The 12,253-nt window shown below is 62.5% G+C and carries 13 protein-coding genes and 1 rRNA gene; 2 read left to right on the top strand and 12 right to left on the bottom strand.

What is annotated here, in order from left to right; genetic code table 11:
* Positions 1-64: 64 nt before the first annotated feature.
* The 11 genes from hfq to EPD80_RS00025 all read right to left on the bottom strand — a co-directional run bounded on the left by hfq (position 65) and on the right by EPD80_RS00025 (position 10,014).
* Positions 65-316, bottom strand: coding sequence for an RNA chaperone Hfq (gene hfq, locus EPD80_RS00075; protein ID WP_142805289.1), 252 nt, complete (start codon positions 314-316; stop codon positions 65-67).
* Between the two features lie 97 nt (positions 317-413).
* A complete protein-coding gene (der, locus tag EPD80_RS00070; RefSeq protein WP_142808467.1) occupies positions 414-1,754 on the bottom strand; it encodes a ribosome biogenesis GTPase Der in 1,341 nt (446 codons plus the stop codon).
* Positions 1,754-2,908 carry an outer membrane protein assembly factor BamB gene (gene bamB / locus EPD80_RS00065; protein WP_142805287.1) on the bottom strand — a complete coding sequence of 385 codons (1,155 nt, stop codon included), beginning with the start codon at positions 2,906-2,908 and terminating at the stop codon, positions 1,754-1,756. The genes der and bamB overlap by 1 nt, the downstream gene beginning before the upstream one ends.
* A 2-nt stretch (positions 2,909-2,910) precedes the next feature.
* Positions 2,911-3,537: a YfgM family protein gene (locus EPD80_RS00060; RefSeq protein ID WP_142805286.1), complete on the bottom strand. Its 627-nt coding sequence runs from the start codon at positions 3,535-3,537 to the stop codon at positions 2,911-2,913.
* Complete coding sequence (hisS, locus tag EPD80_RS00055; protein ID WP_142808465.1) at positions 3,527-4,822, bottom strand: histidine--tRNA ligase; 1,296 nt, start codon at positions 4,820-4,822, stop codon at positions 3,527-3,529. The genes EPD80_RS00060 and hisS overlap by 11 nt, the downstream gene beginning before the upstream one ends.
* Positions 4,819-6,078 (bottom strand): flavodoxin-dependent (E)-4-hydroxy-3-methylbut-2-enyl-diphosphate synthase, encoded by a 1,260-nt coding sequence (gene ispG, locus EPD80_RS00050; protein ID WP_142809301.1) that lies wholly within the window; start codon positions 6,076-6,078, stop codon positions 4,819-4,821. Before ispG ends, hisS begins: the two co-directional genes overlap by 4 nt.
* A gap of 43 nt (positions 6,079-6,121) precedes the next feature.
* Positions 6,122-7,006 carry a helix-turn-helix domain-containing protein gene (locus EPD80_RS00045; protein WP_142808463.1) on the bottom strand — a complete coding sequence of 295 codons (885 nt, stop codon included), beginning with the start codon at positions 7,004-7,006 and terminating at the stop codon, positions 6,122-6,124.
* A gap of 11 nt (positions 7,007-7,017) precedes the next feature.
* Positions 7,018-7,716, bottom strand: coding sequence for a tetratricopeptide repeat protein (locus EPD80_RS00040; RefSeq protein ID WP_185957656.1), 699 nt, complete (start codon positions 7,714-7,716; stop codon positions 7,018-7,020).
* Positions 7,717-7,829: 113 nt separating this feature from the next.
* Positions 7,830-8,963 carry a 23S rRNA (adenine(2503)-C(2))-methyltransferase RlmN gene (gene rlmN, locus EPD80_RS00035; protein WP_142805282.1) on the bottom strand — a complete coding sequence of 378 codons (1,134 nt, stop codon included), beginning with the start codon at positions 8,961-8,963 and terminating at the stop codon, positions 7,830-7,832.
* 41 nt (positions 8,964-9,004) lie between these two features.
* Positions 9,005-9,430: a nucleoside-diphosphate kinase gene (gene ndk / locus EPD80_RS00030; protein ID WP_142805281.1), complete on the bottom strand. Its 426-nt coding sequence runs from the start codon at positions 9,428-9,430 to the stop codon at positions 9,005-9,007.
* A gap of 95 nt (positions 9,431-9,525) precedes the next feature.
* A complete protein-coding gene (locus EPD80_RS00025; protein ID WP_185957655.1) occupies positions 9,526-10,014 on the bottom strand; it encodes an MliC family protein in 489 nt (162 codons plus the stop codon).
* A 106-nt stretch (positions 10,015-10,120) separates the two neighbouring features.
* Between EPD80_RS00025 and earP the strand changes: the two genes are divergently transcribed.
* Positions 10,121-11,275 (top strand): elongation factor P maturation arginine rhamnosyltransferase EarP, encoded by a 1,155-nt coding sequence (gene earP, locus EPD80_RS00020; protein ID WP_142808456.1) that lies wholly within the window; start codon positions 10,121-10,123, stop codon positions 11,273-11,275.
* A gap of 39 nt (positions 11,276-11,314) precedes the next feature.
* Complete coding sequence (gene efp, locus EPD80_RS00015; protein WP_142809299.1) at positions 11,315-11,872, top strand: elongation factor P; 558 nt, start codon at positions 11,315-11,317, stop codon at positions 11,870-11,872.
* A gap of 120 nt (positions 11,873-11,992) precedes the next feature.
* Here the strand turns inward: efp and rrf are convergent.
* A 5S ribosomal RNA gene (rrf, locus tag EPD80_RS00010) occupies positions 11,993-12,107 on the bottom strand.
* Positions 12,108-12,253 lie beyond the last annotated feature (146 nt).

Here is a 12,253-nt window from a genome sequence, read left to right as displayed (position 1 = left end):
TTCCTTCGAGGAAAGAGGAACGTTCATGAGACGCGCCAATCGCGCAGGCGTTCCCCACAATCCATCATTGTTCCGCTTGCTGTTCGTCCTCATGGACTTCGCGCAGCGTCACCGGGCGCGACGGCACGACGGTGGAGATGGCGTGCTTGTAGACCATCTGCGTGACGTTGTTCTTGAGCAGGACGACGTATTGGTCGAAGGACTCGATGTGCCCTTGTAACTTGATACCATTGACCAGATAGATCGACACCGGGACGTGCTCGCGGCGCAGCAGGTTGAGGAAGGGGTCTTGCAGTTGCAAGGCTTTGTTGCTCATGTCGTGGCCTTTCGTGTTGTGGGTTTGGTCTCATGAAAAATGGTGCAGCACAACGAACAACGATAGCACAGTCGCGCTGGCTTTGGGCAGCAGCCGTTCAATCGCTGCGTTTCACATAGGGGTTTTCCGACGTGCGCCATTCGAGCTTGAGCGGCGTACCGCGCAGACGGAAGGCTTCGAGGAAACCATGCTCGAGATAGCGCCGGTACGATTTGGGCAAATGCTCGAGCGCGTTGCCGTGGATGACGATCACCGGCGGATTGCTGCCCCCTTGATGCGCATAGCGCGGCTTCGGACGAAAGAGCCCGTGGCGCGGCGGCGCCTGGCATTTGACCAGCTCCTGGAGCACCCGGGTGAGCTGTGGCGTGGGCAGCTTGGCAAACGCGGCGGCATGGGCTTCGTCCACGGCCTTGAGGAGCGGCTCCAGCCCTCGCCCTTGCGCGGCCGAGAGGAAAACGGTGCGCGCGAACGACAGAAATCCCAGCTTGCTGGCAAGCTGCGTCTTCACCAAGCTACGCTGGTAGTCATCGACGGCATCCCATTTGTTTACCGCGATCACGAGCGCGCGGCCGGTCTCGAGGATGAATCCCCCCAAGTGTGCGTCCTGATCGGCGATCCCCTGCGCCGCGTCGAGCACGAGCACGACCACGTTGGCCCGCTCCACCGCCTGTAGGGTCTTGATCACCGAAAATTTCTCCACCGCCTCGGTGACCCGCCCCTTGCGGCGCACACCAGCGGTGTCGACGAGCACGTAGCGGCGTGAGCCCCGCACGAACGGCACCTCGATCGCATCGCGGGTCGTCCCTGGCAGGTCGTAGGCGATGAGCCGCTCTTCGCCCACAAGGGCGTTGATGAGGGTCGACTTGCCCACGTTGGGACGACCGACCACCGCCACGCGCGGCGCGTCTTCCTCCTGCGGCGGCTCGTTGGAGTCTTCTTCGGGAAAATCGGCCAAGACTTCGGCGATCATCTGGCGCACGCCCTCACCGTGCACCGCCGAGATGGCCAAAGGTTCGCCCAGCCCGAGTGCGTGGAATTCGGCGGTGGCGTAGGTCTGCCGCATGCCTTCGGTCTTGTTGACCACCAGCCGCACCGAGCGGCCGAGCCGGCGCAAATAATCAGCGATGTCTCGGTCGTGCGCCGTGAGGCCGGCGCGCCCGTCGACGAGAAAGAGGACTACGTCGGCCTCGCGGATCGCCTGCTCGGCCTGTCGCGCCATCTCGCGAGTCAATCCTTCCTTGCTCGTCGGATCGAAGCCGGCGGTATCGACGACCAAATAGGGCCGCGGGCCGAGCTTTCCCTGACCGTAGCGCCGGTCACGCGTCAGCCCCGGTACGTCGGCCACGAGTGCATCCCGGCTTTGCGTGAGCCGGTTGAACAGGGTGGACTTGCCGACGTTGGGCCGCCCGACGAGCACGACGGTGGGCAGTGCCGCCATCAATGCACCTCCACGACGGCCACCGTTCCATCGGTATTCTGCACCACTGCCCGGTTGGGACCGATGGATTTCGGCTCGACGAGGATGGGTCCGGAGCCGACACGTACCCGCCCACGGATGCGGCCATCGTTGCGATCGAGCACGTGGACGTAACCTTCGCGATCGCCCACGAGCACCCAGTCTCCGAGGATGAGCGGACGCGTGAGCAAGCGCCAGGAGAATCCACCCGTGCGCCACTGTTCCCTCCCGGAGTAAGCATCGAGTGCGACCACGTCGTCGTTGTCGGCAGTGACGACGATATAACGAAAGTCACGATCGATCCCCGTGCGGCTAGAGAGATCCTTGGTCCAGATCGTCTCGGCGGTACGCCCGTCGAAGCAGGCCACACGCCCCTGATACGCGGCGGCGCACACTTCCTGACGCGCCACCAACGGTGGACCGACCACGTCGGTGAGCCGTTCGATTTCGGTCGCCCCCTTGGGCGAGGCCACCGTCAGATCGAAGAGCGGTGCGCCGCTGCGCGGTTCGACCACGGCAACGATCCCTCCCGGATAACCAGCGACGATGGCGTTGCCGGCGCTCACCAGCGGGGCCGATTGGCGCAGCGACAAGGGCGGCAGGTTGCGCTGATAAACCCAGCGCTCCTTGCCGTCGCGCGCATCGAGCGCGATGAGCCGATGATCGACCGCACGCACCACGACGAAGCCGCCGGCCACCAAGGGTGGCGTGATCACGTCGGCCTGGAGCGGATGGCGCCAGCGCACTGTCCCATCGTCGACGGCAAGTGCCACCACCTCCCCTTTGCGCGTGACGACCACGGCCAGGCGCTCGTCCGCACCCACACCCGCGATGATCCTGTCTTCGAGCTTCGCCTCCCAGCGCGTACCGCCATTCCAGCGCAAAACGCGCCCGTCACCCCCGGCAACGATGGCCTCGTTGTCGAGGATGGCCGGAGTGAGGAAAAGTCCTTCACTGCCCCCTACCTTGGTCTGCGCTGCAATGCTCACTTCCACGGGACTGGTGAGCGGCGGCAGAGGCGCGATCTGGGGTCCTTTGCGCGAAAAGGGATTGAGCGAAGAGCAGCCGGCAACGAGCGTCGCGACGGCAAAAAGCGCCAGCAGACGCGCAGCGACACGGGAGAAACGACCGCTCATGCTCAGCCCCCCAACCCGTCGCGCTTGAGGGCGACGAGTTCTCGCCAGGCAGGATCCGTCCCCTGATCGAGGGCTCGCTGATAGGCCACCCGTGCTTCTTCGAGGCGTCCGAGCGCCGCGAGCGCATCCCCACGGGCTTCTTCATAGCGCGCGGCCAACTCCGGCACCGGCGCGATGGCGAGCCGTTCGAAAGCTTCTTGGGCCGAACCCGAATCGAGCAACACGGCCGCCTCGCGCAAGCGAGCCACATCCCGCAGGTAAGGTTCGGAGCCCTGCTCGGCTACGCGCCCGAGTTCTTCTTTTGCGGCTGCGTGATCACCAGCTTGCCACAGTTCGTAACCCAGTTTCAAACCGGAGAGATCGGCCAACAAGGCATTGGTCCGTGATTCCCGCAAACGATGGGCTGCGGCCCGTGCCAAGGGCAACTCCCCTCGTTCGAGGGCCACCACCAACTCTGCCTCGATGCGCGCCGCCTCCTGGGCCTGGTGCTGGCGCCACCAGCGCCATCCGTTCCAGCCCAAGGAAACGATCGCCGCCACGAGGATGGCGATCGTCACCCAGCGGCCGTACATCTGCCACCAGGTCTTGAGTTCGTCGATCTGCTCCTGTTCCTGCAAGTCAAGCGCCATTACCTTCCTCCTGGCCGTAGAGCCATTGCATCACCGCGTCTTCGCAGGCTTCGATCGCTACCCGCTGCTGCGGCGCCTCCTGGCGCAGGGGCTTGAGCCCCACCGTGCCGCTGTCGACCTCGTCCTCACCCAGGATCAAGGCCAGCGTCGCGCCACTCGCATCCGCCTTTTTCATCTGGCTCTTGAAACTGCCGCCGCCACAATGCAATACCACGTCGAGCCCCAGATCACGCAGGCGCTCGGCGAGTTGGAACGCCACGGCCTCGGCGCGCGCACCTTGATGCACCACGTAAACGTCGGGCACCTTGGGCACGACTTTTCCGCCGCTCGCCTGCCATAGCATCAGCAGCCGTTCCACGCCGATGGCAAAGCCGGCCGCGGGGGCAGGCTTGCCCCCCAGCTGTTCGATGAGGCCGTCGTAGCGGCCACCGGCGCAGATCGTCGCTTGCGCCCCGAGCCGCGGGCTCACCCATTCGAAGACGGTACGGTTGTAGTAATCTAGCCCTCGAACCAGCCGTGGGTTGATGCGATAGGGCACGCCGGCTGCCTCGATGAGCGCGAGTACCCGCTCGAAGTGCGTCTTCGATTCCTCGCCGAGGAAATCCAACAGACGTGGTGCTCCCTCGATGAGTTCCTGCATCGCCGGATTTTTCGAATCCAGGATACGCAGCGGATTGCGCTCGAGGCGACGTTTGCCGTCCTCATCGAGTTCGTCGTAGCGTACCCGGAAGTACTCGACCAAGGACTGGCGGTGTGCAGCGCGCTCTTCGCTCGAACCCAGGGAATTGATCTCGAGCCGCACGTCCTGCAATCCCAGCTCGTCCCACAGACGTGCGCCCATGAGGATGAGTTCGGCATCGATGTCGGGACCGGAAAAACCGAGCGCCTCGATGCCGACCTGGTGGAACTGCCGGTAACGCCCCTTTTGCGGCCGCTCGTGGCGGAACATCGGGCCCAGGTAATAGAGCCGCTGCGGCCCCTGAAAGAGGAGATTGTGCTCGATCACTGCACGCACGCAGCCTGCCGTCCCCTCGGGACGCAAGGTCAGGTGTTCGCCGTTCAGCACGTCCTCGAAGGAATACATCTCCTTCTCGACGATGTCGGTCACCTCGCCGATGGCACGCTTGAAGAGCGCCGTCGGCTCGACGATGGGCGTGCGGATGGGGCGATAGCCGTAGGCACGCGCCCAGGTGCGCACCCGCTCCTCGAATTCTTCCCACCAATCGGATTCGGGCGGCAGGATGTCGTTCATCCCGCGCACCGCCTGTAATTTCGTTGCGCTCATGCTTCCTCGTCGTATTGCGGGACCTTCGGCGGAAAACGCCGCGCCACGTAGGCTTCGATCATGGCGTGGAACTGCGCGGCAAGGTCCGAACCGCGCAGCGTGGCCACCTTCTGTCCATCGACGAAAACGGGGGCGACCGGCGCCTCGCCCGTGCCCGGCAGAGAGATGCCGATGTGGGCATGCTTGGATTCACCCGGGCCATTGACGACGCAGCCCATCACGGCCAGCGTCAGCTGCTCCACCCCGTCGTAGCGTTCGCGCCACTCGGGCATGCGCGCGCGCACGTAGGACTGGGTCGATTCGGCCAACTCCTGAAAAAAAGAGGACGTCGTGCGCCCGCATCCCGGGCAGGCCGTCACCATCGGCGTGAACGCCCGCAGTCCCATGGTCTGCAGGATCTGCTGGGCCACCACCACTTCCTCGGTACGTTCCCCCCCCGGCGCAGGCGTGAGCGAGACGCGGATGGTGTCGCCGACCCCCTCTTGCAGCAGCACCGCCAAGGCCGCAGTCGAGGCGACGATGCCCTTGCTGCCCATGCCCGCCTCGGTAAGGCCCAGGTGCAGCGGATAATCACAGCGCTGCGCGAGTGTGCGATAGACGGCGATGAGATCCTGCACGCTCGAGACCTTGGCCGAGAGCACGATGCGGTCACCAGGGAGGCCGTAGCGCTCGGCGAGCGCCGCCGATTCGAGGGCGGACGTCACGAGCGCCTCGCGCATCACCGCCCCTGCCGACCAAGGCCGCTCGCGCCGGGCATTCTCGTCCATGAGGCGCGCGAGCACGGCCGGGTCGAGACTGCCCCAATTCACCCCGATGCGCACGGGCTTGTCGTACCGACAGGCGAGTTCGACGATCTCGGCGAAACGTCGGTCGCGTTTTTCCCCCTGTCCGACGTTGCCCGGGTTGATGCGCCATTTGTCCAGCGCCTCGGCACAAGCCGGATACTCGCGCAGCAGCTGGTGGCCGTTATAGTGGAAATCACCCACGAGCGGCACGCGACAGCCGGCGCGCACCAGGCGCTCGCGAATTTCGGGCACCGCGCGCGCAGCCGCCTCGTCATTGACCGTGAGCCGCACCAATTCGGACCCGGCACGCGCGAGCGCCAGCACTTGACGCACCGTCGACTCGACTTCGCTCGTCGCGGTATTGGTCATGGACTGCACGACGATGGGTGCACTCGAGCCGATCGTCACGTTCCCCACGCGCACCTGCCGGGTGGATCGGCGCTGCTGCGGACCAACGGTGGGCTCGGCCATGACTTCTTCCAGAAGCGCGTCGTTCGCCTTCATTTCAACCTCGTCATGGCAACCTGATTCTGCCGACCCCATTCTTGCTCACTTCTTTGATCTCGATGGGTTCGCCTCGAAACTCCACTCGCACCACCGCCGCATTCCCAACCACCAGGGAAAACGGCGGCGTGCCGTCCAGCGAAGCCTCCTGACCCGCATCGAGTATCCGGGAGAACACGACCGTTCCGCTGGCATCACGCACCTCGACCCAGGATCGCCCCTCGGCCCGGAAACGCAACACAGACTCAGGTTCAGAAGGATTTTCTGGGCTGACTACCGACGGCGCCTCAGCGCGAGCCTTTTCTGGCTCAGAGACATCGGATGCAGGAGCGCTTTGCGTCGTCTCGCCTAAAGAATCATCCTCTGAAGCGACCGAAACGGCAGGCGAGGAAAATGGCTCAGCCACCGCCGATCGTGAATGGCTGCCCAGTACATCCGTAGTTGTATCCTGCGCTTCAACGGCAGGCGGCAGCAAGACCGCCGTCTCCTGCCGTGTCGGAGACGGCATCCGGAACCAGTCGAAATAGACGGTGACGAGTAGAAGCAAAACGAACAGGGGCAATACATAGCGAAGAACGATTCGCCACGGGCGAGAGCGCCGTATCCGGATCTCCCCTTCGGCATTCGACGCTGGCGTGAGCGTCACCGCCTCGGCACCGGGTTTGACCTCCAGCGAAGCGAGCAAAGGCTCGGGATCCAACCCGAGCGCACGTGCATAATTTCGCACGAAGCCACGAACGAAAACCGGACCGGGCAATTCATCGAAGCGCCCCTCTTCGAGCGCCGTGATCTGGCGCGGCAGCAACTTCAATTGCTGCGCCATTTCGGCGACGCTGCGCCCCTGCTCCATCCTCGCTCGTGCCAGCAGCACACCAACTTCACGAGGCTCGATCAATGCTCCCTCCGTCACAGATCCCAAGCCCCCTGTCTCAGGAGTTCCGCCTCTGGGCTATCGGGGAATTCCGCTCTGAGACGTCGCGCATACTGCTCGAATGCCGCAGTATCCCGGCGCTTGCGCTCGACATTGATGGCCATCCACAGCAGGCTCGGATCGGGATCGACTTCCCTCATCAAGCGCTGCAAGTAATCGGAGGCACGATCCCACTCACCCCAGCGTTGTGCCAAACGGGCCCCCTGGTAGAGCACCAGGGTGTTGCGCGGATCCAAACGAATCGCCTCCTGCAGACTCGCCCTAGCCGCCTCCCGCTCCCCCGCCAATTCCTGGCACCAAGCAAGATTGGCGTAGACCCGCGCCTTGTTTCCATAATAGGGATTGGCCGCCACCTGCTGGAGATAAGGCAGACCACTGGCAGGTTGCGGACCCGTACAAAGAAACCAGCCATAAGCAAGGTTGAAATCAGGGTCTCGCGGCGCGGCCTGCAAGGCTCGAGTCAGAGCGCGCTCGGCCTGAACGCGATCGCCGATCGTCAGGTTGGTCACGCCCCATGCGTAATGAAGGGGAGGATAATCCGGCGCCTCGGCTGCAGCGGCGCGCAATTCGTCCAGGGCTACGTCTACCCGTCCGATGTCCAGGTAGGCGAGAGCGAGCTCGATGTGTGCCTTCGCCCTCACCTCATTGGGTCGATCCGGCTGACGTTCCAACATCGGCCGGTCATGGCTCGTTTCGAAAATCCCCGTTGCCGGCCGCACCGCCTGATTCGCGCACCCTACCAATGCAAGGGAACAAAACAAGGCAACAGCAAGCCTCCAAGATTTCATCACGACGCCCTCTGAGGAAAAATGATCGGCTCGCCCCCCCGAGAACGGCGGGTCCGATCGCGCACCTGGCCAGCGAGCTGACCGCAGGCGGCAGCCACGTCGTCACCGCGCGTCTTGCGCGTCGTCGTCACCAATCCCGCCTCCATCAGAATAGCGGCAAAGCGCCTAATCCGTCCCTCTTCGGGTCGCGCAAACGGCGCCCCAGGGAAGGGATTGAACGGGATCAAGTTGAACTTGCAGGGCACGTCGCGCACCAAGGCCACCAACTCGCGTGCATGCTCCGGCTCGTCATTGACCCCCGCGAGCAAGACATACTCGAACGTGATGAAATCGCGCGGCGCACGCTCAAGATAGCGCTGGCAAGCCGCCAGCAACTCGCGCAAAGGATACTTGCGGTTGATCGGCACGAGTCGATCGCGCAGCGCATCGTTGGGCGCATGCAACGATACCGCCAGCGCCACGGGACAGTGCTCGCGCAGTCGGTCGATGGCCGGCACGATTCCGGAAGTAGACACCGTGACCCGTCGTCGCGAGAGACCATAACCGTGATCGTCGAGCATCACGCGCAGAGCACGCACCACCGCCTCGAAATTGGCCAACGGTTCGCCCATGCCCATGAGGACGACGTTCGTCACCACGCGGCCATTGTCTGGGCCCTCGGTCGTATCCCAATCGCCCTCTGTTTTAGCCGCGCCCAGCAATCGGTTGGCGAGCCACAACTGCCCCAGGATCTCCGCGGTGCTGAGATTGCGGTTGAATCCCTGCTTGCCCGTGGAGCAAAAGGCGCACTCGAGCGCGCAGCCGGCCTGAGTAGAAATGCATAGTGTGCCACGCGAGCGCTCGGGAATGAACACCGTCTCCACGGCGTTGCCCCCACCCACGTCGAGCAACCATTTGCGCGTGCCGTCACGGGAGACGCTATCGCGCAGCACCCTCGGCGCAGCGATGATCGCCTGCTCCGCGAGCTTGGCGCGCAGACTCTTCGCCACGTCGCTCATCGCCGCGAAGTCTTCGCAGCCCTCGCGATGAATCCAGCGAAAGATCTGACGTGCACGGAAAGGACGCTCACCGAGGGACTGGATCCAGTCGGTGAGCTGGGGCAGATCGAAATCGAGCAGATTGGTCGGGGTCATCGTCGAACCGTCGGCGGGGAGGCACCGACGGAGTGGACCAATTAGCGTGAATAAATGTTCATTTCGGGGAAGAAGAAAGCGATCTCCACCCTGGCCGTTTCGGGCGCATCGGAACCGTGCACCGCATTGGCATCGATCGAATCGGCGAAATCGGCGCGAATCGTCCCTGGCGCGGCCTTCTTCGGATCGGTCGCCCCCATCAGCTCACGATTCTTGGCGATGGCATTCTCGCCTTCGAGCACCTGCACCATCACCGGACCAGAGGTCATGAAGGCCACGAGGTCCTTGTAGAAGGGACGCTCCTTGTGCACCGCGTAGAAAGCGCCGGCCTCTTTTTCCGACAACCACACCATCTTCGCAGCGATGATCTTGAGACCAGCATCCTCGAAGCGCTGATAGATCTTGCCAATCACGTTCTTGGCGACGGCATCGGGCTTGATGATGGATAGCGTACGCTCTACGGCCATGAATCACTCCTAGACAAGCAAAAAAAGACATTCTATCAAACCAACGGCGGGCGGACGTCACGACGACGCCACGCCCGCCGCGCATGAAGAACCTTTCAGTTGGACGAAGCGGCCACAGCACTGGCCGTTTTCTGCGGCTCAGGCTTGGATGAACGCGCGACGACTTTTTTCTTCGTCTTGGCATCGGCCACTTTCACCGGCGCATCGAGCACCGAGGGGTCGACCCCTTGGGCATAGACGCAATCGGCTGCCATCGGCCGTTCGGTCTTGGTGTTGAGCAGGACGCTCTTCCAAGGTAGATCGACCCACAGCAAGCCGTTTTGCCGATCCTCGTAACGGGGCAGCCCCGAGAACGAAACATCGCGCGCCAAGGTATAGCGTTTGCCCTCCCAACGCACCACGACCTGATCGCTATCGTAGCGCACCCGCTCCACCCCGAGCTGCTTTCGCCCTTCTTCGCACCGATAGACACCACTCGGCAAGTCGAGATCGAGCTGGGGCAATGCCCCTTCATCGGCCCATACACCCGCATACGACACCCCCATCACCGTTGCGAGCAACCAACGCATCGTTTTCCCGCGCATCTTTACCTCCCCCAACAGACAGCTGCCGAAAAATCCCTGAAAAAACATTATACACCTCCCACGGAACCCGCAAGAGGGGCTAGACTTTCATTATTTTTGGACCATCATGCGTTTCGGCATCTTCTGCGCCGTCGTCGACAACTACGGCGACGCGGGCACCACCTGGCGCCTCGCCCGCCAACTGCGAGACGACTTCGGCCAAGACGTCACGCTCTGGATCGACGATCTCCACACCCTCGCCAAATTGGCACCGGAAATCCGCACCACGGAGAAAGTGCAGCAGTGCGGCAAACTCACGCTACGACTCTGGGATCGCTCGCAACCGGACGAGAGCGATTGCGAAATGTTGGCTCAAATCGACGTTGCCATCGAAGCCTTTGGCTGCGGCCTGAGCGAACCCTGGCTCGGAGCGCTTGCTAGACAATGTCCTCCCCTGCTCTGGATCCACCTCGAGCACCTCACCCCCGAACTTTGGGCAGAAGAGGTCCATGGTCTGCCTTCCCCCCACCCTCGGTTACCACTCACCGCATGGTTCTTCGTCCCCGGTTTCACTCCCCGCACTGGAGGACTCTTGCGCGAACGCACGCTCCTCGAGCAGCGGAACCGCTTTCAAGGCGATCCGAAACGGATTGCTCGATTCCTGGATCGCATCGGGCAGGCCGAAACGCTAGAGACGCGGAGAATCACCCTTTTTTGCTACGCCGATGCCGAACTCGGTGCCTTCCTTGCCTGGCTCGCTCACGATCCCCAAGCGACGGCGGTCTTCGTTCCCCCGGGACAGCCGCGCCAAGCGCTCGCCCGCGCGGGTCTGGAACTCGACACCAAGATTCTTATCCATCCTCATGCACCTCAGGTGCGATTCGTCCCTTTGCCCATGCTACCGCAGGACGATTTCGATCGATTACTGTGGAGCTGCGATTTCAATTGGGTACGAGGCGAAGATTCTTTCGTTCGCGCTCAATGGAGCGCCCGCCCTTTCCTCTGGCATCCCTATCGCCAGGAAGACGACATTCATCTAACCAAACTCGAGGCATTCCTCGGGCACTACCTCGCCGACACCCCCCCATCCCTTGCAGATTTGGCGACACAGTGGTTTCTCAACAGCAACCGCGGCAGGGAAACCCCCGAGGATTGGCGCTGTCTATGGCAACGACGCGATCTCTGGCAAGCTCATTGCCATCACTGGTGCCAGTATCTCACCCTACAAGAAGATCTCTGTACCCGGCTGCTCGACTTCGTCGCCAGAAACGCGATAAAATGATTGTTTATTTTCAACGAAACTGCGGGAATCACACCCATGATGAAGCAAGCCCAAGAACTGCGCGCCGGAAACGTCGTCCTTATCAAGGATGAACCTTTCGTCGTCCAGAAGGCCGAATACAACAAATCCGGTCGTAATGCTGCCGTCGTAAAAATGAAGCTGAAGAATCTCTTCACCGGCAACGTTACCGAATCGGTCTACAAAGCCGATGAAAAATTCGACACCGTGATCCTCGAGCGCAAGGAATGCACGTACAGCTACTTCGCCGACCCGATGTACGTGTTCATGGACGAGGAATTCAACCAATACGAAGTGGAAAAGGACAACATGGAGAACGTCCTCCCCTACCTCGAAGATGGCATGAGCTGCGAGGTCGTTCTCTATCAGGGAAAAGCCATCGCCGTCGAGTTACCCTCCTCCATCGTGCGCGAAGTCGAGTATACCGAACCGGCCGTACGCGGCGATACCTCCGGCAAAGTCATGAAACCGGCTCGCATCAAACCGACCGGCCACGAAATCATGGTTCCGGCTTTCGTCGAGATTGGCGACAAGATCGAGATCGACACGGTAACCGGTGAATACAAACGGCGCGTTTGACGTTTCGATCGTCCAGCACAAAAAAACCCGCTGCCAGCGGGTTTTTTGGTGTGTGCATCGGGTCGACGCAAGAACCCCCTACCGTTTGGTAGGGGGGTTTTTGTGTGCGGGGTAGGGGATGTCTGACGCTGACCTACGTTCCCGGAGGCGGAGCTCCAGTATCATCGGCGCGGCGCCGTTTCACGGTCCTGTTCGGGATGGGAAGGCGTGGTGCCGGCGCGCCATGGGCGTCAGACAGTGACGGGGCAACAAGCGGGGCAAGGGGGTGTTGGGTGGGGGTGTGTGTGAGGGGTGGGGTGCATGGCACGGCTATAGGATCAAGCCGCACGGGCAATTAGTAGCGCTCAGCTCAAGCGGTTACCCGCCTTACACCTGCGCCCT

It is taken from the genome of Tepidiphilus olei, from assembly GCF_006980705.1.
Taxonomy (GTDB): Bacteria; Pseudomonadota; Gammaproteobacteria; order Burkholderiales; family Rhodocyclaceae; genus Tepidiphilus; species Tepidiphilus olei.
The sequence above is the reverse complement of the archived record's forward strand: the minus strand, read 5'-3'. Positions and strand labels throughout refer to the sequence as shown.

Bases quoted from the DNA above. Each gene is read 5' to 3' on its own strand.
- hfq (WP_142805289.1), bottom strand. From the start codon at position 316: ATGAGCAACAAAGCCTTGCAACTGCAAGACCCCTTCCTCAACCTGCTG.
- der (WP_142808467.1), bottom strand. From the start codon at position 1,754: ATGGCGGCACTGCCCACCGTCGTGCTCGTCGGGCGGCCCAACGTCGGC.
- bamB (WP_142805287.1), bottom strand. From the start codon at position 2,908: ATGAGCGGTCGTTTCTCCCGTGTCGCTGCGCGTCTGCTGGCGCTTTTT.
- EPD80_RS00060 (WP_142805286.1), bottom strand. From the start codon at position 3,537: ATGGCGCTTGACTTGCAGGAACAGGAGCAGATCGACGAACTCAAGACC.
- hisS (WP_142808465.1), bottom strand. From the start codon at position 4,822: ATGAGCGCAACGAAATTACAGGCGGTGCGCGGGATGAACGACATCCTG.
- ispG (WP_142809301.1), bottom strand. From the start codon at position 6,078: ATGGCCGAGCCCACCGTTGGTCCGCAGCAGCGCCGATCCACCCGGCAG.
- EPD80_RS00040 (WP_185957656.1), bottom strand. From the start codon at position 7,716: ATGTTGGAACGTCAGCCGGATCGACCCAATGAGGTGAGGGCGAAGGCA.
- rlmN (WP_142805282.1), bottom strand. From the start codon at position 8,963: ATGACCCCGACCAATCTGCTCGATTTCGATCTGCCCCAGCTCACCGAC.
- ndk (WP_142805281.1), bottom strand. From the start codon at position 9,430: ATGGCCGTAGAGCGTACGCTATCCATCATCAAGCCCGATGCCGTCGCC.
- EPD80_RS00025 (WP_185957655.1), bottom strand. From the start codon at position 10,014: ATGCGCGGGAAAACGATGCGTTGGTTGCTCGCAACGGTGATGGGGGTG.
- earP (WP_142808456.1), top strand. From the start codon at position 10,121: ATGCGTTTCGGCATCTTCTGCGCCGTCGTCGACAACTACGGCGACGCG.
- efp (WP_142809299.1), top strand. From the start codon at position 11,315: ATGAAGCAAGCCCAAGAACTGCGCGCCGGAAACGTCGTCCTTATCAAG.